This is a genomic window from Mycobacterium sp. TH-M106, assembly GCF_057473765.1.
Map to the genome: position 1 here is coordinate 1 of NZ_JBYCLE010000214.1, position 20,242 is coordinate 20,242.

20 protein-coding genes and 1 pseudogene are annotated in these 20,242 nt (G+C 64.3%); 7 read left to right on the top strand and 14 right to left on the bottom strand.

The window, feature by feature from the left end:
• The coding region (locus tag AC2VOP_RS07745) for an ATP-dependent helicase (protein ID WP_486960417.1) at window positions 1-1,033 on the bottom strand (1,033 nt) is incomplete at its 3' end.
• A 202-nt stretch (window positions 1,034-1,235) separates the two neighbouring features.
• On the opposite strand from AC2VOP_RS07745, the gene AC2VOP_RS07750 reads away from it, so the two are divergent.
• Window positions 1,236-1,553: a chorismate mutase gene (locus tag AC2VOP_RS07750; RefSeq protein ID WP_486960418.1), complete on the top strand. Its 318-nt coding sequence runs from the start codon at window positions 1,236-1,238 to the stop codon at window positions 1,551-1,553.
• 132 nt (window positions 1,554-1,685) lie between these two features.
• On the opposite strand, the gene AC2VOP_RS07755 is transcribed toward AC2VOP_RS07750, so the two are convergent.
• From AC2VOP_RS07755 to AC2VOP_RS07770, 4 genes and pseudogenes are all read right to left on the bottom strand, one after another.
• The gene (locus AC2VOP_RS07755; protein ID WP_486960419.1) at window positions 1,686-2,435 is read right to left on the bottom strand and encodes an SDR family oxidoreductase; all 750 of its coding nucleotides are present in this window, start codon (window positions 2,433-2,435) and stop codon (window positions 1,686-1,688) included.
• 13 nt (window positions 2,436-2,448) lie between these two features.
• The gene (locus AC2VOP_RS07760; protein ID WP_486960433.1) at window positions 2,449-2,916 is read right to left on the bottom strand and encodes a zinc finger domain-containing protein; all 468 of its coding nucleotides are present in this window, start codon (window positions 2,914-2,916) and stop codon (window positions 2,449-2,451) included.
• 156 nt (window positions 2,917-3,072) lie between these two features.
• Window positions 3,073-3,426, bottom strand: a pseudogene (locus AC2VOP_RS07765) (DNA-formamidopyrimidine glycosylase family protein); the annotation flags it as partial.
• Window positions 3,333-3,734 (bottom strand): phage holin family protein, encoded by a 402-nt coding sequence (locus AC2VOP_RS07770; RefSeq protein WP_486960420.1) that lies wholly within the window; start codon window positions 3,732-3,734, stop codon window positions 3,333-3,335. The pseudogene AC2VOP_RS07765 and the gene AC2VOP_RS07770, both read right to left, overlap by 94 nt.
• Window positions 3,735-3,877: 143 nt before the next feature.
• On the opposite strand from AC2VOP_RS07770, the gene AC2VOP_RS07775 reads away from it, so the two are divergent.
• From AC2VOP_RS07775 to AC2VOP_RS07785, 3 genes are read left to right on the top strand one after another with little or no spacing between them, the layout of a single operon-like run.
• Window positions 3,878-4,768, top strand: a complete 891-nt coding sequence (locus tag AC2VOP_RS07775) for an AurF N-oxygenase family protein (protein ID WP_486960421.1) — start codon at window positions 3,878-3,880, stop codon at window positions 4,766-4,768.
• Window positions 4,765-5,499, top strand: a complete 735-nt coding sequence (locus AC2VOP_RS07780) for a DUF4873 domain-containing protein (RefSeq protein WP_486960422.1) — start codon at window positions 4,765-4,767, stop codon at window positions 5,497-5,499. The genes AC2VOP_RS07775 and AC2VOP_RS07780 overlap by 4 nt, the downstream gene beginning before the upstream one ends.
• A gap of 31 nt (window positions 5,500-5,530) precedes the next feature.
• Window positions 5,531-6,397, top strand: coding sequence for a TIGR03619 family F420-dependent LLM class oxidoreductase (locus AC2VOP_RS07785; RefSeq protein ID WP_486960423.1), 867 nt, complete (start codon window positions 5,531-5,533; stop codon window positions 6,395-6,397).
• Window positions 6,398-6,472: 75 nt separating this feature from the next.
• Here the strand turns inward: AC2VOP_RS07785 and AC2VOP_RS07790 are convergent, their stop codons facing one another.
• The 5 genes from AC2VOP_RS07790 to AC2VOP_RS07810 form a co-directional block, all read right to left on the bottom strand.
• On the bottom strand, window positions 6,473-8,422 hold the full coding sequence (locus tag AC2VOP_RS07790) for a fumarylacetoacetate hydrolase family protein (RefSeq protein ID WP_486960424.1): 1,950 nt from the start codon (window positions 8,420-8,422) through the stop codon (window positions 6,473-6,475).
• Between the two features lie 84 nt (window positions 8,423-8,506).
• Window positions 8,507-9,448 (bottom strand): SDR family NAD(P)-dependent oxidoreductase, encoded by a 942-nt coding sequence (locus AC2VOP_RS07795; protein WP_486960425.1) that lies wholly within the window; start codon window positions 9,446-9,448, stop codon window positions 8,507-8,509.
• On the bottom strand, window positions 9,385-10,122 hold the full coding sequence (locus tag AC2VOP_RS07800) for an HXXEE domain-containing protein (protein WP_486960426.1): 738 nt from the start codon (window positions 10,120-10,122) through the stop codon (window positions 9,385-9,387). The genes AC2VOP_RS07795 and AC2VOP_RS07800 overlap by 64 nt, the downstream gene beginning before the upstream one ends.
• Before the next feature lie 6 nt (window positions 10,123-10,128).
• Window positions 10,129-10,563, bottom strand: a complete 435-nt coding sequence (locus AC2VOP_RS07805) for a DoxX family protein (protein WP_486960427.1) — start codon at window positions 10,561-10,563, stop codon at window positions 10,129-10,131.
• Window positions 10,563-11,378: a TetR family transcriptional regulator gene (locus AC2VOP_RS07810; RefSeq protein WP_486960434.1), complete on the bottom strand. Its 816-nt coding sequence runs from the start codon at window positions 11,376-11,378 to the stop codon at window positions 10,563-10,565. The genes AC2VOP_RS07805 and AC2VOP_RS07810 overlap by 1 nt, the downstream gene beginning before the upstream one ends.
• Before the next feature lie 234 nt (window positions 11,379-11,612).
• Here AC2VOP_RS07810 and AC2VOP_RS07815 point away from each other — a divergent pair, with 234 nt between their 5' ends.
• The gene (locus AC2VOP_RS07815; RefSeq protein ID WP_486960428.1) at window positions 11,613-12,569 is read left to right on the top strand and encodes an ABC transporter permease; all 957 of its coding nucleotides are present in this window, start codon (window positions 11,613-11,615) and stop codon (window positions 12,567-12,569) included.
• A 23-nt stretch (window positions 12,570-12,592) separates the two neighbouring features.
• Here the strand turns inward: AC2VOP_RS07815 and AC2VOP_RS07820 are convergent, their stop codons facing one another.
• The 4 genes from AC2VOP_RS07820 to AC2VOP_RS07835 form a co-directional block, all read right to left on the bottom strand.
• On the bottom strand, window positions 12,593-13,633 hold the full coding sequence (locus AC2VOP_RS07820; protein ID WP_486960429.1) for a hypothetical protein: 1,041 nt from the start codon (window positions 13,631-13,633) through the stop codon (window positions 12,593-12,595).
• Window positions 13,634-14,805: 1,172 nt separating this feature from the next.
• Entirely contained in the window at window positions 14,806-15,126 is a 321-nt protein-coding gene (locus AC2VOP_RS07825) for a helix-turn-helix domain-containing protein (protein ID WP_486960430.1), read from the bottom strand.
• Window positions 15,123-16,205 carry a tyrosine-type recombinase/integrase gene (locus AC2VOP_RS07830; RefSeq protein ID WP_486960435.1) on the bottom strand — a complete coding sequence of 361 codons (1,083 nt, stop codon included), beginning with the start codon at window positions 16,203-16,205 and terminating at the stop codon, window positions 15,123-15,125. The genes AC2VOP_RS07825 and AC2VOP_RS07830 overlap by 4 nt, the downstream gene beginning before the upstream one ends.
• A gap of 175 nt (window positions 16,206-16,380) precedes the next feature.
• Window positions 16,381-18,687, bottom strand: coding sequence for an ATP-dependent DNA ligase (locus tag AC2VOP_RS07835; RefSeq protein ID WP_486960431.1), 2,307 nt, complete (start codon window positions 18,685-18,687; stop codon window positions 16,381-16,383).
• A gap of 105 nt (window positions 18,688-18,792) precedes the next feature.
• Between AC2VOP_RS07835 and AC2VOP_RS07840 the strand changes: the two genes are divergently transcribed.
• Both AC2VOP_RS07840 and AC2VOP_RS07845 read left to right on the top strand, forming a co-directional pair.
• Complete coding sequence (locus tag AC2VOP_RS07840) at window positions 18,793-20,076, top strand: adenylate/guanylate cyclase domain-containing protein (protein ID WP_486960432.1); 1,284 nt, start codon at window positions 18,793-18,795, stop codon at window positions 20,074-20,076.
• Window positions 20,077-20,097: 21 nt separating this feature from the next.
• Window positions 20,098-20,242, top strand: a 145-nt coding sequence (locus AC2VOP_RS07845) for a Ku protein (RefSeq protein WP_486954817.1), incomplete at its 3' end; no start/stop codon positions are given.

Consider the following 20,242-nt stretch of genomic DNA (forward strand, 5'->3'; position numbering starts at 1 on the left):
GCTCCCCGTCGCCGGCGTCGGTCCACAACCGTTTCTCCCGGCGCCCGGAGTTGCAGGCGATCACCGCGTTGGCCGCCGACAGGATGTTCTGCGTGGAGCGGTAGTTCTGTTCCAGCAGCATCGTCGCCGCGTCGGGGTAGTCGTGCTCGAAGTCCTCGATGTTGCGGATGGTGGCGCCGCGAAACCCGTAGATCGACTGGTCGGCATCGCCGACCACGCACAGCTCCGCCGGCGGCACATCGTCGTCCGGTGCACCGTGCCCGGTGTGTCCGGCGAGTTCGCGGACCAGGACGTACTGGGCGTGGTTGGTGTCTTGATACTCATCGACCAGGATGTGCCGGAACCGCCGCCGGTAATGCTCGGCGATCTGCGGGAATGCCTGCAGTAACCCGACCGTCTCGCCGATCAGGTCGTCGAAGTCCAGCGCATTGGCACTGCGCAGCCGGCGCTGGTATTCGCCGTAGACCGCTGCCACCACCCGCGCCAGGTCATCGGAGTCGTCGGACAGATCAGAAACCGCCCGGGCGGGGTCGATCAGCTCGTTCTTCAGGTTGGAGATGGCACTGGCCAGCAGCCGAGGCGAGTGTCGCTTCACGTCGAGCCCCATGTCACGGCTGATCATCAACAGCAGCCGTCGGGAATCGTCGGCGTCGTAAATCGAGAAGTTGGAGTTCAGACCCGGAACCGATGCCGCTTGATTGCGCAGGATCCGCACACAGCATGAGTGGAAGGTCGACACCCACAAGGAGGGGCCAGTACGCGCTCCGACCAGCTGTACTACCCGTTCGCGCATCTCGGTGGCGGCCTTGTTGGTGAAGGTGATGGCCAGAATCTGCCCGACGCCGACGCCGCGCACTTCCAGCAGGTACGCGATGCGCCGGGTCAGCACCGCCGTCTTACCTGATCCCGCGCCGGCCACTATCAGCAGCGGAGAGCCTTGGTGCAGCACGGCCCGGCACTGCTGCGGGTTGAGGCCGTCCAGCAGCCGGTCGGCATCCGGGATTGGCGTCGTCTCGGGCAGGTGCACACTCATAGTCAGCCCCAACGTACCGCCGTCCGGCGGCAACCTTTGCGCTGGCACGATCCTTAGTGGCAGACTCAGTTCGTGCTCGACACGCAGCTTCGATTTTTCTACGGGTACCGGTCAGCGGTGCCCGTGCTCTAGCTGCATTGCTGAGCCCTGTGGTCCGCTTCGCCGATCCGGGGCTCATCTGTTGTGTGCGGCCGGATTGCGGATGAGACCAGAACCCACCAACAGCGAGAATGCGGAGTCGAACCCCATGACTGCAAAAACGACCGAAGCTCAACAACTTCCCGACATCGACGAACTGCGCCACGAGATCGACCGGCTCGACGCCGAGATCCTGGCCGCGGTCAGACGTCGCACCGAGGTGTCCCAGGAGATCGGCAAGGTCCGGATGGCCTCGGGCGGCACCAGGCTGGTACACAGCCGCGAGATGAAGGTGATCGAGCGCTACAGCGAACTCGGCCAAGACGGCAAAGATCTGGCGATGCTGCTACTGCGCCTCGGCCGTGGACGGCTGGGGCACTGAGCGCGGCAGCGTGACACAGCGGCCTCGACGCCAGCACGCGCGACCTCGACGCCAGCATGCACGAGCGTGCGTGTTCCCGGTGACGCGCTCGGCGCGGCACCCGGTGACGCGCACGCTCGCGCAGGAAGCGAGTCAGGCGAAGAGCTTGGTCAGCCGCGGCGGCAACATCCGCAGCAGCCACACCAGCGGGGTCCACGGCCAGCGCGGCACCACGGCGCGACCGGCCTCGCGTTCGATGGCCCGCACCATCGCCTCAACCCCGGTCTCGTTGTCCACCATCAGCAGGGTGGATGCCGATTTCGCAGTCATCTCCGACTCGATGTAGCCCGGCTCCAACACGGTGACCCTGATCGGCCCCCTCGCATACTCGGCGCGCAACGATTCGCCTAGCGACGACACCCCAGCTTTACTGGCCGCATAGGCGGCCTTGACGCCGGGCACCCCTTTGTTGCCCAGCACCGACGAGATCAGCACCAGGTGCCCGCCGTCGGCCTGCGTGAACATCTCGATAGCGGTCTCGATCTGCACCAGCGCCGATACCAGGTTGGTCTCGACGGTGGCCTTGTTGGCCCACAACTTCCCGGAACCCAGCCGCGCACCCTTGCCGATGCCGGCGTTGACGATGACCCGGTCGATTCCGCCGAGTGCGTCGGAGAATTCGGCGAACACCTTGGGCACCTGCTCGTGATCGTCGACGTCGAGCGCGGCGACGGCTACGGTGATATTCGGATAGCGTTGGGCCAGCTCCGCTTTGAGTTCGTCAAGCCGATCCATCCGGCGCGCGCACAGCGCCAAGTCGCGCCCCTTAGCGGCGAACGCGCGGGCCATCCCGGCGCCCAGACCGGAGCTGGCCCCGGTGATCAGAATCCGCTGCCGCACCACCTGCGCAGCATAGCTACTTGAGGAGCCGTGACATCCGCCGGTCGGCCAGCGGCCTGCCGTCGGTCTGACAGGTCGGGCAGTACTGAAACGACCTGTCGGCGAACGACACCTCGCGCACCGTGTCACCGCAGACCGGGCAGGGCAGGCCGGTGCGGGCGTGTACCCGCAGACCGGACCGTTTCTCCCCCTTGAGGGTGGCCGCCCGCTGGCCGACGGAGCGGGTCACCGCGTCGGTGAGCACCGAGGTCATGGCATCGTGCAGGGCAGCGACCTGTTCACCCGATAGCTTGGCTGCCGTGGCGAACGGCGAAATCCTAGCCGTGTGCAGGATTTCGTCGCTGTACGCGTTTCCGATGCCGGCGATCACCTTCTGGTCGGTGATAACCGTCTTGATCCGGCTGGTGTTGTCAGCCAGCAGTGCGGAAAGGTCGTCAACGGTGACGGCCAGTGCATCGGGCCCGAGGGCGGCGACGCCGGGCACCCGGTTCGGGTCGTCGACCAGCCATACCGCCAGCCGCTTCTGGGTGCCGGCCTCAGTCAGGTCGAGCCCGGGTGCTGTCCCGGGGATCCCGAGGTGTACCCGCAGCGCGATCGGCCCCTTGCCCGGCCGTAGCGGTGCGGCGGCCGGGTTGTCCGACCAACGAAGCCAGCCCGCTCGGGACAGGTGGGCGATCAAGAACAGCTTCCCGACCTCCAGTCCCACATATTTGCCCCACCGGCGGGCCGCCGTCACCGTCCGTCCATGTAATGCGGCCACCGGTGGGTCGAAGGTCTTGAGCACCGACAGCGCGGCCACATCGATGCGGCCGACGGTCAGGCCGACGGCATGACGCCGCAGATGGCCAACGAGCGCTTCGATCTCGGGTAATTCCGGCACGGGGCGTTCTCCTGAACCCGTCAGGCGCGGGTGATGCGCCGCGCTTTGGGCAGTGCCAGCGAGAGGACCCAGCTGACGATCGACAACACGATCGCGGCCCAGATCGCGTGCCACCAGAAGTTGTCGATAGCCAGTCCCCAGTGGGTGGTGTTGCGGGTGATCCACGCAGTGATCCAGAGCATTAACGCGTTGACGACGACGTGGAACAGCCCGAGCGTGAGGATGTAGAGCGGGATCGACAGGATCTGCACGATCGGCTTGATGAACGCGTTGACCAGGCCGAAGATCACCGCCACGACGAAGATGATGCCGATCCTCTGCACTGTGGTCTCACCGCCGACGAAGCTGATCCCGCCGACAATCAGGGTGACCACCCACAGTGCGAATCCGGTCAGTGCGGCGCGCAGCAGGAAAGGGCTCATGTCGTGCGATCCTGCCACGTCGCCGGGGCTGGCGTGGGCATCCGCAAGTATCCGGTACCGTGGGTATTGACATCTTCGGCTTGTTCTCCCTAACTTTTGTAAGCACACCAGCGAGGAAGGGGCTTCTGCTGATGACCACGGCGATGAGACGAAGCGAGCCGACTCGGGAAGAGTTCGCCGAGCGTCTCCTGAAGGGTTCGGTGAGGAAGTCCTACGCTCCGGTCGTCGACATCGACTGGGACGCTCCGCTGGATCCCGACAAGTTCTTCCTGCCGCCGCGGATGTGCACGCTGTACGGTACGTCGCTGTGGGAGTCGATGACCCGAGCGCAGCAGATCGGCCTGACCCGCCAAGAGCTGGTCAACGTTTTGTCGGCCGGTATCTGGTTCGAGAACATCCTCAATCAAGCGCTGCTGCGCGACATGATGCACCGCAACCCCACCGCCAAGGCCACCCACTACAAGCTGACCGAGCTCGGCGACGAAACCCGCCACATGGTGATGTTCGGCAAGGCGATCGACCGGATCGGCGGTGTGGCGGTGCGGCCCAAGTACTACCAGCGGGTGATGATCAACCTGCTGCCGAAGCTGTTTCGCGGCAGCGTGCTGTGGGGGGCTGCGCTGCTCGGCGAGGAGATCTTCGACGCGCTGCAGCGCCAGATTCTCGACGACCCCGACCTGCAACCGATCGTCGGACGGTTGATGCGGATTCACGTCACCGAAGAGGCTCGCCACATCCAGTTCGCCCGCGACGGGTTGCGCCAGGACGTGCTGGCGCTGCCATGGTATCGGCGGGTCTACCTGGCCAATCTGCAAGGCGTGGGCGGCCTGTTCTACCGGCACCTGTTTACCCTCCCGATCGTGTATCAGCGAGCCGGGCTGGACGGACGCGAGGCGCGTCGAGTCGCACGCGCCAACCCGCACTTCCACGCTTACTGCCGGTCGGCCTTCGCGCCGTTGGCCGAGTTTTTCGAAGAGGTCGGCCTGATGGGCCGGCTGGGCCGGCGGATGTGGCGGCGGGCCGGGTTCCTGTGAGTGAACACGGCGGCGGTGGCGGCGGTGACTCTACTGGCGTCGTCGACGCGATTGTGCTGGGCGACCCGAGTCGCATCCACGGACAGTTGAACAACTTCACCGTCGCTCCTACCGCAGTGAAAAAGCAGTTCGACAACGGCGCCGACGCTTGGACGGTGACCACCGCCGACGGCCAGAAGCTGACCGCGCGGGTGCTGATCAACACCACCCCCGGCAACGACGACGTCGTCGCGGCCCATGGCATCCCCAACTATTTCCGGATTCCCGGGCCGCACACTGCACGTCAGGCTCGCTATGTGGCCGGGTTGGTCGATGGGCTGCACCGCTGCCGGTCCACTCGGATCGAAGCGCGGTCACGAGTGCGGGTGCACCGGCTGCTGCCGACCCGCGGGCTGTCCCGCTTCTACCTCTCCGGAATCGTGGGCGTCGAAGAGGCGACCTATGACGGCCCCGCAGTGCTGACCCATGACGGCCGGGACTACCCGGCCCGGGTCCGGCTGACCGGACACGTCGACCCGATCGACGGCCGATACCACTGGCAGGGAACGCTGTACGCCGATCGTGTCGCTGGGGCGATCGGTTCGCGGGTGGGCATCCGGATCGGCGAGCACACCGCGGCGGCCCGGATTTCCGAGCGGACTCCGTGGGGAACGTTGGCGGTGGTCGGGGCCGCCGGATACCCGCCGTTCCCGCTGGCAGGCGCTGAAATCAGCAGACGGCCACGGGTCTGAGACCCGCGGGAAGACACCGAGGAGACACTAGGTGCGGTTCACCTACGCCGAGGCCATGACCGATCCGAGCTACTACGTCCCGCTGGCCAAGGCCGCCGAGGCGGCCGGGTATACCAGCATGACGATCCCGGACAGCATCGCCTACCCGTTCGAGTCGGATTCGAAGTATCCCTACACCCCGGATGGCAGCCGCGAGTTCCTGGACGGCAAGGCCTTCATCGAGACGTTCGTGCTGACCGCGGCGCTGGGGTCGGTGACGACGACACTGCGCTTCACGCCGTTCGTGCTCAAGCTGCCGATCCGCCCGCCGGCATTGGTGGCCAAACAGGCCGGCTCGCTGGCGGCCCTGATCGGTGACCGGCTGAGCCTGGGTGTGGGCACTAGCCCGTGGCCGGAGGACTACGAGCTGATGGGGGTGCCGTTCGCCAGACGCGGCAAGCGGATGGACGAGTGCATCGAGATCCTGCGGGGGCTGACCACCGGGGACTACTTCGAATTCCACGGCGAGTTCTACGACATCCCCAAGACCAAGATGACACCGGCGCCCAACCAGCCCATACCGATCCTGGTCGGCGGGCACGCCGAGGCCGCGCTGCGCCGTGCGGCGCGCGCAGACGGCTGGATGCACGGCGGCGGCGACGCCGCCGAACTCGACAGGCTGATCGGGCGGCTCAAGCGGTTCCGGGAGCAGGACGGCAGGACCGGCCCGTTCGAGATCCATGTGATCTCCGTCGACGGGTTCACCCTGGACGGCATCAAGCGGCTGGAGGACAAGGGCGTCACCGACGTCATCGTGGGTTTCCGCGTCCCCTACATCGTCGGCCCTGACACCGAGCCGCTGGACACCAAGATCCGCCACCTGGAGACATTCGCAGCAAAAGTCATCGCCAAAGCCTGACTGTCCGATCCGCAGCGAAAGTCACCAGCAACGAATTCGCGCCGCTACGCAATGTTGACACCACCACTCGACGGTTTACCGGTGCCGGGCTGATCGTTTGGTCAGCCACTGCGCCTGCATGGTCAGCAGCGCCATCCGCTCCACGTACGGTAGATCGGCGCCCAACTCCCGGTAACGCTGATAGACGTTGACGACGACACGTTCGGCGTCCAGCCAGTCGGAGTACTCGCCGAGGTCGATGGCGTCGGCGGCTTCGACGAAGGACAGACCCCTGCGGTAGGCGGCCTCGGCCTGCTCGGCGACGTGCACCAGGTAACCACGGACCGCGCGGATTCCATCCGGATCGGTGACAGGGCCGTGACCCGGCACCACCGTGGGGGCGTCCAGGGCAACCATGACGTCGCACGCGTGCACCCAGTTGGCGATCGGACCTGCCCAGACGATCGGAGTGCAGCCGATGAACAGCAGATCCCCGGCGAACAACACGCCCGCGTCGGGTATGTGCACGACGGTGTCGGCAGCGGTGTGGGCGGGGCCGAGGTCGAGCAGGCGCACCCGCCGGCCACCGACGTCGACGGTGAGTTCTTCCTCGAACGTCTCATCGGCGTTTCGCACAGTGATGCCGCTGAAATCGAAGTGCCCGAACCGGTCTCGCACGTAGCGGGTGGCGACCGGCCCGAGGTCGACGACCTGGGTCATCGCCAGCATCTCCGGGGCCATGCCGTTGGCGATCTCCTCGGCGGTGCCAGCGGCGGCGATGATCTGCACGGCGCCGTCCAGCAGTTGGTTGCCGTGGGTGTGGTCGCCGTTGGAGTGGGTGAGAACTGCTTTGGTGATCGGCGCATGATCGGTGACCGGTTCCATCGCGGTCAGCATTTCTCGGGTCAGCGCCAGATCGAACAGCGTATCCACCAGCAGTGCGGCGCCGTCGCCGGCAATCAGCCCGGCGTTGCTCCAGCCGTACCCGCCGTCGGGCAGCATCCAGGCCCACACCCGGTCCCCAACCGGATGCAGCCCGCGGGTGTAGGGAAACCGAGTCGGCGCGCGGTTGACCCGCGCGGGACTCCGTTCGGCATCGGGGCGACGCCGAACGGCCAGCGGCAGCGGCGGATCGCTAGCACGGATCGTCTGACGAATCTCGCCGAGTCCCTGCACCTGCAACGTCACCACGTCGCCGTCGTGAAGCCAACCCGGGAAAGATTGCGGCGCAGCCGGGTTGAGGTGTTCGACCAGCGTGCACGAGGGCACGGTGCCGGAGCCGAACACGTCACCTGGCGCCAGCCGCACCCCGCGTGAGGCGTAGCTGATCACCTCACCGAAGCTCCAGTCCATGCTCCCAGTCGATCCGGAGCCGACGATCATGTCGTTGACCAGTGCGGTCGCCTGCAGATTCAGCTTGCCGTCCCGCCGGTAGGCTTCCAGCTCATCCGGGGTAACCAGGTACGGCCCGAGGGTGACCCCGCTGTCTTTGCCCTTGGCCTGCCCGATCGCCAACTGCCCCTCCAGCTGCTGCAGATCACGCGCGGACCAGTCATTGAAGATGGTGTAGCCGATGATGGCCCGCTCGGCTTGCGCTACGGACAGGTTTTCACCCCCGGCGCCGATCACCGCGCCGACCTCCAACTCAAAATCCTGCCAAGCACTTCCAGGCGCCATCGGGACGTCCTGGTACGGACCGAGAACCGTCGCCGGACACGCGAAGTAGAACGCGGGTATCCGATACCAGGTGTCGCCGAGCACCGTGGTACGCCCGACCGCCGCCCGGCAATTGCGCATGTGGTCCAGAAAGCACAGGCAGTCGCGAATCGACGGCGGGCGCGGGATCGGGGCCATCAGCGTGACCTCGTCGAGGCGCAGCACCGACGACGGGGACCGCAATGCGTACTCACCGGCCTCACGTAATCCATCGGCGCCGCCATGGATCTGATCCACCAGTGTGGTTCCCGGCGGCAGGGCGTGGATCACATCACCGGACAGCACCCCAGTGCGCTCGCCGTCGTCGCTGCGGTAGGTCACCCATCGCATGCCGACTCACTCCTCACGTTGAACTGGCGGAGATGCAGTATTCGAAGTGTGCGGTATTCCCCTCCATGAGCGACAGGAGACCCGTTATTTCTTGGCTTGCATCATCATTTCCAGCATGTGGTTGCGTCGTTCGTTGGTGAGATAGGCGGCGGCGGAGAACCATCCACCGTCAACGACGATGTCGGTGCCGGTGATGTAGGAGGATTCGTCACTGGCCAGGAAGAGGGCGGTGTTGGCGATCTCTTCTGGTTCGCCCATGCGGCGCAGCAGTATCGTTTCGTTCATTTGCTGGTCGATCACGGACTTCATCGCCTCATTGGACTGCATCGGTGCTGTCATTTTGGTCTTGATGAATCCGGGCTGGATGACGTTGCAGCGGATGCCCCAGTCGGCGTAGATGTACGCCGCTGAGCGCGATAAGCCTTCCAGCGCCCACTTCGACGAGGAGTAGGCGGTCGAGAAGGTTCCCGAGAGTCCGCCTACGGAACCGATATTGACGATGGAGCCGCCACCGGAGTCGCGGATCAGCGGGGCGCAGGTCTTCATGCCGACCATCGTCGCGGTGACATTGATTTCGAAGACTTTGTTCCAGGCGTCGAGGTCGACGTCGGGAAGCATGACGAGGTCGTTGCTGCCGACGACGTTCATCAGGATGTGCAGGCCACCGAACTGGTCGGTGGCCTGCTGGACTGCAGCTTCCCAATGCTCGTGCTCGGTGATGTCCAGGGAAACGAACGCTGCCTTCCCGCCGGCGTCGGTGATCTCCTGAACGATCGGGTCGGCCAGTTCCTGGTGGCGCGCAGCCACCAGGACGGCTGCGCCTTCTTTGGCGAACAGCCGCGCCGACGCGCCGCCCATTCCTCCGGTTGCGCCGGTGACCAGTGCGACCTTGCCTTCCAGCCTCATGTCGATCCTTTCGGTTTGTTGGTGACTGCGATGTCCGCGATTTGCGGAATCATCGGTTATGAGCCCGGCTCGCCTGTGCACGTGATGGTTCGCGGGGGCCGTTTTCGGCCGGCCAGCCACGGCAGCAGCAACAGCAGTACCGGGTCGACGGATTGGATGACGATCGCGGCCGGCAGCGAGATGGTGCCGTGCGACAGTCCGAGCAGAAGCGCCAGCAGAATCGCCTGGGCCAAAACCGAGGCGATGAGGACGGCGGCCAGGACCGGGTAGGACAGCAGCTTGTTGTTCCCGAAGCATGTCATGAAGACCCACACCGATAGCGGGATGAAAATGACTGCGGCGGTGAGGGTTCCTGGCGAGTAGCCCATCGGTGTGAACAATCCGCCGAGGTGGCTGAGCGCGTTGGTGAACAGCAGCCCGACTCCGGTGAGTCCGACCGCCGGGTTGCGGCGACACCACAGCGCGGCGATCGGCAATGTGATCCAGATGAAGGGGATGTTGACGGCGACGAAGAACGACGGAGCGAGGGGGCACGAATCGATGGAGTCGAAGCCGTACTGCTGGCAGGCGGTCACAGGAAAGTGGAAGGTGCGGCCTTTGGCATCGATGCCGTATTCCTCGAAGTTGTGCAGCAGGTAGGCCACCACCATGAGCCAGGCCAGCCACCCGGGGTCTCGCCACCGCGACAAGGGTTGTTGGCTGCGAAAAACGTTGGTGAAGAACAGCAATAGCAGTAGAGCGATCGCGGCACCCAGCCCCACCGAACTCCAGTAGCGTTCAAACCACGCCCACATCCAGCATCATGCCCTCGGCCCGTGCCCTGGTGATGCTGCGTGGTGGTCGACACCGCTGCGTGGCGGCCGGGTAGCCCACCAGGTCAGTCCGGCCACCACCATCTGCGCGGGGATCCGGGCGACGACCAGTTTCGGGTCGACTCCGAGCTCACGCATCCGGTCGGGGTCTCGGGTTTGGGCGACCGCCGCGGGCAGGGTCGGCACCAGCATCGCCAGGTTCGCCCATCGGGCCAGGACACGCAGCCGCGGAATGAACATGCTGATCCCGCCGATGAACTGAATCACGGCCGTGACCGCGCTGATCGGCTTGCGCCATTGCGCCAAGGAATCCGGGACGAGTTGTTCGAAGAATTCGTTCTTGACCACGTGGGCAATGCCGGCGCCGGTGAAGGCGGTTCCGAGCAGGATGCGGATGGTGCGGGTGGATTCCGGTGAGGTCATTAGGATCTCTTTCTACTGTTGGTGTTTTCGGGTAGTGGTTGTGTCATCACGGCCCGTAGAAACGTGTCGGCCATGATGTCGCACACGGTGTCGGTGTCGGGCTGCGCGAAGCCGGGTGCTGTCGAGACCACGGGCCGCACCAGCATGTGAATCGCGATCGGCGCCACGAGCTGCTGGATCAACAGCGGCAGCGGGAGATCCCGGATGCGGCCCGCCTGGATGTGGCCGGTGAGCCAGGCGCCGAGGCTGGCGAGCAGTCGTGGCGCGTTGTGGTGCAATAGATTTTGGAACGTGGATCCGTCCGGGCGGGTGAGCACTTCGGCGAGCAGCGCAGGGGCGACGCGTGGTTCGCGCGTCAGGGCCTCGGCGATCAGCCCATAGAGCCCGCGCACCGCCGTAGGTAGATCATCGGGCGGGGCCGCCAGGAAGTCCTCGATGCCCAGCAGGGGGCTGTGGCGCTCAAAGACCGCCCGCAGCAATTCGTCGCGCCCACCGAAAGCCGCGTACAGGCTGTGCACGGAGCACTCCGCGCGGGCTGCGATGGCTTTCAGGGTGGCGGCGGCCAGGCCTGAGGTGCTGATCAGGGCGGCGGCTGCGTCCAGGGCGCGTAGCCGGACCGGCACTTGCCCGCCCGGATCAACACCGGCGGAGCGCACCGCGTCGTCGAGGGCGGCCCGCGAACCTCCCAGGCGCCGAATCAGCGTGCTGCGAGATACACCGGCTTCCCGGGCGATCGCGATCACGGGAACGTCCGCAACATCTTTACCCAGCGCGCGGGCCGCGCGCAACGCTGCTTGCACCAGGTCATCGCCCACGTTGATGGGCATGCGATCAGCTGCTGCGGTGGCACTTTCAGGAGACATCAGTGACCGCCGTCCGCCGCGTAGTCCCGCTGCCGGGTCATCCGCTTTCCCTTCGCGAAGCTGTATGACATTGTGTTAAATGTACCCCGTAAGCGAGTATCAAACAAGGAGGGCGGGCCCGTGGGAAACTTCGCAGCACGATCACACCGCATGACGACGAAGCAGCCAGAAGTGTGGAGAAAAGCGGTGATCGCCGTGCTGGGCGCGCCCATCCTGCTGGCCATCCTTGTCGTCGCCTTTGCACTGCCGGCGGCGCGCTCAGCACCGCATGACGTGCCGATCGGCGTCGTCGGGGCGCTCGCCCAACCGCTGGAGGACAAGATGTCCGCAGCCGGGTTCACGGTGCACGATTTCGCGACACCTGAAGATGCCCGCACGGCGATCCTGCACCGCGAGGTCTACGGTGCGCTGATCCTGAACTCCCCGACCGAGGTCGACGTGCTGGTTGCGACCGCCGCAAGCCCCGCGGTGACCAGCCTCGTCCAGGCAGTCGGTCAACAACTCGCCCAAGCGGCTGGCCGCACCGTCGTCGTCGACGACCTACGTGGCTTCCCTTCCGAGGATCCACGGGGCACAGGCCTGGCGGCCGGAGCGTTTCCGCTCGCTGTCGGCGGGTTGATGGGCGGAGTCATCGTCATGCTGCTGGTGCCCAGCATCTGGGGACGACTCATCGCCGCGGCCTCATTCTCCGTGATGGGCGGACTGGCCGTAGTCGCCACTCTGCAGTTCGTCATCGGCACATTTGACGGCAATTTCTGGATGACCAGCCTTGCGGGGATGCTCGGCATCGCGGCAACATGTTTCACGGTCCTCGGCCTTGGTCAACTGCTCGGCAATCCCGGGATCGGCCTGGCGGCGCTCCTGTTCGTTCTGGTCGGCAATCCACTCTCCGGGCTCGCGACCGGCCCCGAGATGCTGCCCGCACCGTGGGGCGCGATTGGCCAGTTCCTGCCACCGGGAGCTACCGGCACACTCATGCGCAACGTCGCCTTCTTCGACGGCCACGGCGCCGCAACACCCGCCGTTATTCTCACGTGCTACCTGGTCGTCGGCGTCATCATGTACGGCATTGCGGTATTACGTACCACGAATCAGAAGTCACCTACCGATACTCGCGGGCAGAGAGAAGCCACGAATGCATGAGCAACGGACCCGCGATTCGCGATCTACTCTGCGCCACAACCGGATTGGTTCGCGGCCCGTGCTTCTAGATAGTGACTCCAGTCTCGTTGAGCGATGCGGCACCAGCGAGCTGCGGTGTTGATGTGAAGGCCGAGTAATTTCGCCAGAACGGGCGCCGGTAGGTCCTGTGCCAGGTTGAGAAGAGCGCCATTGCGATTGATCCTTGCGTGTATACCGGCCGCGTTGAGTCGGGCGGTCAGCGAGCCCGCGGAGATGTGCGTCCCAATGCGGTGAGCGCTCGGAAAGAGGTAGTGCGGTGTACCTGGACGAAAAGCATATCGCTGCGCCTTCGTTGCGATTTGGTCAATGAGAACCGCCAGAGTCGGTGGTATCAGGACCGGATGCTGTTGAAGCGTCACAAAAACCTTGCCATTCACGTGCGAAAGATGATCAACCCTCAGCTTGCACACGGTCGTGACTGTGGCGCCATACAGCAGAACCAACAGGCCCGCGACTCGCACATCTAATGGCAACGAGCAAGATTGGCTGAGCAGTGCTCGCATACTGTCGGCGTGACTCTCCGGCTCGGGAAAGTGTGTTGGCGTGGCGCTCGGCCGTTGGTGCACGTGCAGTGACTCGGTGATTCGCCGGCTGTTCAGCCATGCAATAAAGCAAGCAATCGCCGACGCTCGCCGTACATTGTCGTCGAGCCAGATCTCGAGGAGGGGCTGTGTGAGTTGCTGCAGTGGCACCTGTTGCGAGTCAAGCCATTGCAGAAAAACGATCGCCTCGCCGATCTTCGATCGATCACGTTCTGCACTGTTCATGTTGTACGTACGACGGACCGCACGCCGGCGGGCCTCTCGCAGCACGCTCCACTGGGCGTACGGGCCAATCACTTTCGCCTGGTGTGCCGGCAGACTCTTCAGTAAAGAGTCGAGCCATGGCTCAATCCGTTCGAGTGGTTCGACCCGCTTGGGCAGCACCTCCGCGTACACCATCAAGTGGCGCAGGTGATGTAGCGAGTTCGACGGCGGGAGCTGGTCGAGGTCTGCATGAGTCGGCGCCCGGCCAAGAGAGCCCACGTGGCGAAGCATCTCTGCGGTACCCGGTCGCGACATCCACCTGATCGACGACCGGGCGCGCTTCTCTACGGAGATTGTTTCGACCAACGGAGCCAGGTCATCAATCAGCCCGCTCGATCCCGAAAGCAGTTCGCGTGCAAGTCTCCGCGCGGAGCACTCGACGCACGTCCCTCCGTAGTACTGCAGTCCCGCCCGCCCGCAATCTGTGCAAACGTAGTCCACGCTCACCCCAGCACAGGGCCCGCAGATTCGGATACCCGCTGATGTTTGACCGATCAGCACCTTATCGACCCCGCACCGAGCGCAGGGGGCTGGATTGGCCATGACTCGTAGGTGACAACGCCGGCACACTGGCCCCACGGGCCATATCGCTTTCGCGGGGCGCAGCTGAGCGCAGTGCCAGCACGGGTGTGTGGGCTCTATGCGGCAGCGACGACAACGGTCCTCCGCGTCTCCACGGCCTCTAATCACGATGATTGATTCGACTCCGCAGATGCCGCATGGCCTCTTCGGATGCAGGTGTCGTTGATAGCAACGCTGACAGAGGTATTCGCCGCCGCGCTTGCCGACTTTCGCCTGAGCCAGCTGCCCGCACCCGCTGCAGATTCGTTCGGGCCGAGGATTGCAGGCCCAGCAAAGCGGGCGGCCCTGAGCATCGCGGGTGCTCGGTGGCCGGTGTTTGCCGCACCCAGCGCAGTCCTCTTCCTTCTCCTTGTTGTAGCAGCGGCGGCAGATACTGCCCTCCGCACGTTTGGCAGCGGGAAAGCCCGGTAGACCGCAGCACGCACACACGGTCAAACGTTCTCGTGTCAAACACCATTCGCAGCAACGCCCTTCGTGGGCAAGTCGAGGAAGCTCGAGCCCGGACTCACCACACCTGGCACATTTCGGCCGTACAACCTGGTAGCCAGCGGCGTGCATACGTGCAGCGAGCCGGACCAGGACTCGCGGACAGTGTGTATCCGGGGCCTTGAAGGCGTCCGGACGTGCCTTGAGGTGCTCGTCGAGTACTCGGGCACCCTGCGGACTCCATGCGCTGGCACCCTTCAACAGCTCGGCAAGGTCATCATCGGTCGCGGCACCAATGTGTCGGCGAAGGTGATCGAACAGACGCGCTCTGACGTCTACCATCGTGTCCGGGTACTTCCGGCGCACTCGCGGTCGAGCCGCAGTCACAGCGACTCCGGTCGCCGAATGTTCGTGCGCCTCACCGTAGGTTTGGCCGACTTCTCTCCGGCAGCCTTGCGCTCCTGCCGATTCACGACGGTAGGTTCTATCAGGTCATTCGGTGTGCAGTCGAGGATGTCACACAGCGCCACCAGCACATCCATACTCATTCGCTGTGGCGCTTGAGTTGTCAAGCGGTACACCTGCTCTCGCGAGAGAACGACGCCGCGTTCGGCCAACAGCGGGACCAGATCCGAGGTATGGAACATATTGTGCTCTGCCATCTTTTGACGCAGGTGCCACTCGTAGCCCATTTTCTTGTTCATTGTCCGCTCCAATCCTGGCCCAAGCGTTTACTCATCGACCGCATGAGCAGCTGATTCCGGTAGTCGTTCGACACGCCGGTGTAGATAGCGGTCGTCGAGGCGTGACTATGGCCGACCTGCTCTTGGACAAAGCGGTCCGGATAATCGAACTCGATGAGGTGGGTGACGTAGGAGTGACGCAAGCAGTGAAGGTCCAGCGCGGGGTCAAGGCCGGCGTGGTCCCGTGCGGTGACAAAGGCTTCGTTTACTGCTCTGGGCGACAAACGGCTCACCCGCTCGGTAACCCACAGTGCGGGGAACGTCTTCGGCACCAGAGTTGGGCGGACTTCACTCAAGTAGTGATCCAGAGCCTCTACCACCCAATCCATTTCAGGTACCGTGAGAACACTTCGCCGCTTCGGCGGACTGCCTTTCGTCGCCTTGCCCCATCGAACCGAGACCAGTCCGAAGCGGCCATAGTCAGGGGCTTTCGCATTGCTGCGAAGATCTACGAGATCGATTCCAGATACCTCACTGCGGCGAAGCCCGTACGCGTAACAGAATTTGAGCATTGCAGAGTCACGAAGCGCCGCAGTCGCACCTTTACGGCCGCGCGCGCGTTTCGTGTCGACGCGCGCATCGGCTGCATCGAACAGTGCTTGCACCTCGTCGTAGGTCAGAGGACGCCGCCGTGGATCGCCCTCGTACTCAAGAAGGTGGTGCGCCGTGTTGTGTTCATGGAAAACAACTTCGGGTCGCTGCCCGAAGCGCTCCGCGCAGACGTCGGACCATCCATAACGGCGGTCAACAAGGTACTGACAGAACAGTCGTACCTCGGTGGCGTAGTTGCGCGCTGTCGAGATGCTGATCCGTTCGGGCCCGGACCGCATATCGCTGATCCAGGCCTCAGCTTCTGCGGCGGTCCATTGCCAAGGATAGAGGCCGGTGAACAGCGCGAACCTCTTCACCAGCCGGATGCGCGGGGCGATGGTGCCCTTCTCGCTGAAGAACCGGCTGCGCTGCTGACGAGACCACCCCTCGAGCATCGCTCGAAACACCGTTGCCTGCCCGTCAAGAGGCAGGACATTGGCGGCCAACACCAGCCGAGCGGAACCGGGGACATCGCTTGTCACCACACTGTTGTATCAGATGCATCATTGATGCGTTGGATATTGCAGCGCCGGCCTGAACTGCGGGTACGACACTTCCACTGCTAACCTCCGAGGTCGCCGACCTGTGTCAAGACCGTCCTCGATCAGTTACGCTATGTTGCATCTACTGCAATAATTCCCATTTTACTTCCGCCGGTGTCTTGTCCAGCCGCAGACCACGCCAACTGGGGTGGCGCAACCGGCCATCCTCGGTGCGCTCGCTGTAGCGAACCTCCCCGACCAGTGACGGCCTGACGAATGTCACACCCCGGGCGTCCTGACCGGAAAGCTGTGCGCTGAACGGCGACTCGTCGGTGCACAACGGTGCCAGCGTCTTTTTCAGCCGGGCGAGCTCGCGTTCGGTGAAGCCACTGCCCACCCGGCCCGCGAACTGCAGCTCGCTGCCATCCGGGATACCCATCAACAGCGACCCGATGCCGCCGCTGCGCCTCCCTTGGCCGCGCCGCCAACCGCCGATCACCACTTCCTGGGTTTTCCAGTGCTTGTGTTTGACCCAGGATCCCGATCGCCGTCCCGGCTGATAGGTGGAGGTCCACTTCTTGGCGACCACACCCTCCCAGCCGTGCTCGCGGGAGTGTGCCAGCGCCTGGGCTCCGTTGCCCGGCAACAGATCCGGAACGACGAGATTGGTACCGGCGGCCAGCGTCTCCAGCAGCCGGCGGCGATCACGGTAGCTGGCCCGCAGCAGCGAACGGCCGTCGAGGTAGAGCAGGTCGAATGCCCAGAACTCGACGCGGTTGGAGTGGTCCCTGGTCTGAATCTCGGTGAATGTGGGTACGCCGGACTGGTCGAGGGCGACCAGCTCACCGTCCAGCACGACATGGTGATCAGCCAGGTCGGCCGCCACCGTCCGCAACTGCGGGTACTCGTCGGTGACGTTGCGGCCGCTGCGCGACCGCAAACGCACCGCTCCATCGTTGGCGTCGACGAGCAGCCGGTAGCCATCCCATTTGCCCTCGAAAGCCCACGATGCCGGCTTCAGCTTGGCGACCGACCCGGGGGTGGCCAGCATCGGGGACAGCTCTTCGAACGTGAACACCCGCTGGTCTTTCATGCGGTGCACCAGCCACTGGTCGCCGTTGGTCTGGATCAGCGCGTAACGTCCGGAGATCCGTTTACCGTGCAGTGTGACGATGACCTCCCCGTTTTCAGCGGAGTCACGGAATTTCTCGGTGTCATAGGTGCCGGCATCCCAGATGGTCACCGTGCCAGCGCCATACTGCCCCTTCGGGATGGTGCCCTCGAAGCTGCCGTACTCCAGCGGATGGTCCTCGGTGCGGATCGCAAGATGGTTGACCGACGGCGTGTCGGGCAGATTCTTCGGCACCGCCCAGGACACCAGCACACCGTCGCGCTCCAACCGGAAGTCGTAGTGCAGGCGGCGGGCGCGGTGCTCCTGGATCACGAAGGTCTGGCCGGTCGCTCCCGCCGTTCTGGAGCCGACTGTCTGTTGTGCTCCTGGCATCGGTTCCGACGTCTTCGCTGCGTCGCGCATGCTGCCGTAAGTGGCCAGCCGATCCTGCCACGCAACCGGAGGGTCGAGCGGTGCCAGCAGGTCGCCGTCGCGGGCGACACGGGACAGCACCTCGTCGTATCGCAGGTGTTGCAGTTTCGGATCGTCGAGCTCCTCCCAGCTGCGTGGGGCAGCGACCGTGGGATGTTCGCGGCCGCGCAGCGAGTACGGCGCGACGGTCGTCTTCGACGCATTGTTCTGGCTCCAGTCCACAAAGACCTTGCCCGTTCGCAGGCTCCTCGTCATGGTCGCCGTCACCAATTTGGGCATCGACTGTTCCAGTTGTTGCGCAACACGTTTGGCCAGCAGCACCGCGCCGCGGCTGCGCACCGGTGTGTCCAGTGCCGTGTACAGGTGCAGCCCCTTGCTGCCGCTGGTCAGCGGGAGCGTCGTCAACCCGATATCGGCCATCAGGTCCCGGACAGCACACGCCACTTCCGCGAGCTGGGGCATCGTCACACCTTCGCCGGGATCGAGGTCAAACACCAAACGCGTGGCCGGGCCAGGCGATAATACTTCACCATCGGGTGTCCGCTCGGTGACGAACCGCCACTGCGGCACGTGCACCTCAAGCGCCGCCTGCTGGGCTATCCACGCCAGTGCACTGACGCTGTCAATGATCGGGTAGGTCGTGGCGCGGGAACGATGTTGCACGCTGGCGCGGGTCAGCCAGGCCGGTGCCGACGATGCGAGTTGCCGTTCGAAGAACGACTCCTGGTCGACGCCGTTGGGCCAACGCTTGCGGGTGGCTGGGCGCCCGGCGATATGCGGAACCATCACCTCGGCGATGCGGGTGTAATAGTCGAAGACGTCGGCCTTGGTGGTTCCCGTCGCCGGGTAGAGCACCTTGTCGGCGTTGGTCAGCGTGACGAGGGGCTCGAGGTGATGAGAACCCATGTTGCAAAGGTAGCGTCAAAAGATCGAATGTGAGCACGGTGAAGCCGTGCCCGGTATCGACCTGACGGACTACACTGCCTTCGGGCCTGGCAGACGTCCGATCCGATGGCCTGCGAGAAAATACCCATGCACGTTGGTTTGCTGTCCTCGTGCTCGCGCGGCATCCACGAACTCGCCGCGTGGGCGGGACGCATCGGTACCGCAGCGACCGACACCAATGAAACGGCTCTGCAGAAGCGTCTCGTCGTCGTGCTCTGCGCGGGAACCCTACCGCTAACCGCGCTGTGGAGCGGGATCTACCTTCTGGTGCACGTGCCGCTTGCCGCGGCGGTACCGGCGTTCTATACCGTGTTTACGCCGGTGAACACCGCCGTGTTCGCCTGGACCCGCAATCTCGCGTTCTATCGCTCCACCCAACTGGCTTTGATCCTGATCCTGCCATGGCTATTGACGATCTCGCTGGGCGGCTTCCGGCAGTCCAGCCTCGCCATCATCTGGGCCGCCCTCTGTCCGCTGGCATCACTTCTGCTCGAAGAGCGCAAGCGGACAGTGGCGTGGATCGTGGGCTTCCTCGCCCTGCTCGTCGTCACCGCGCTGCTGGAGCCTCATCTGGTACCTACGCAGGTGCCCGACGCCTTCGTCACCTGGTTTTTCGCGCTCAACGTCGGGACGGTGATTGCGATCACCTTCTGGCTACTGCACTATTTCGTCGGGCGGCGCAACTACTTCCAGGAACGTTCTGAGATGCTGCTGCTCAACATCTTGCCGAAGGAAATCTCCGAGGCATTGAAGACGGAACCGCGTGCAATCGCTGCCCACTATGACGGCGCCAGCATCCTGTTCGCCGACATCGTCGAGTTCACCCCGATGGCCGCCACCATGACGCCGCTCAGGCTGGTCGATCTCCTCAACGACGTGTTCCAACGTTTTGACGCGCTCGTCGAGAAGTACGGCTTGGAGAAGATCAAGACGATCGGGGACTGCTACATGGTCGCCTCCGGTGTGCCGCGTTCGCGCAGAGACCACGCCCGCGCCTTGGTCAACTTTGCACTTGACATGCAGGACGAGATCAGCCGACGGACGTTCGGTGAGCGCAGGCTGGCCTTTCGTATCGGCATCAACTCCGGCCCGGTGGTCGCGGGCGTCATCGGTCGCAAGAAGTTCAGCTACGACTTGTGGGGCGAGACGGTCAACATGGCGAGCCGCATGGAGTCGCACGGCCACAGCGGCGTAATCCAAATCACGCGCAACACCTTCGACCTCATCAGCGGTGAATTCGATTGTGAACCAAAGGGAACCATCGAGGTCAAGGGAGTAGGTTTGGTCGAAACGTGGTGGGTGACCGGAAGGAAGCCGGCTTGCGGAACCCTAGAACCCGCACCGCTCTGAATGTGTGGGCATACTGGCGTTATGCGTTCCATCTGGAAGGGCTCGATAGCCTTCGGGCTGGTCAACGTCCCGGTCAAGGTCTACCGGGCCACCGAGGATCACGACATCACGTTCCGCCAGGTGCACGCCAAGGACAACGGGCGAATCCGGTACAAGCGGGTGTGCG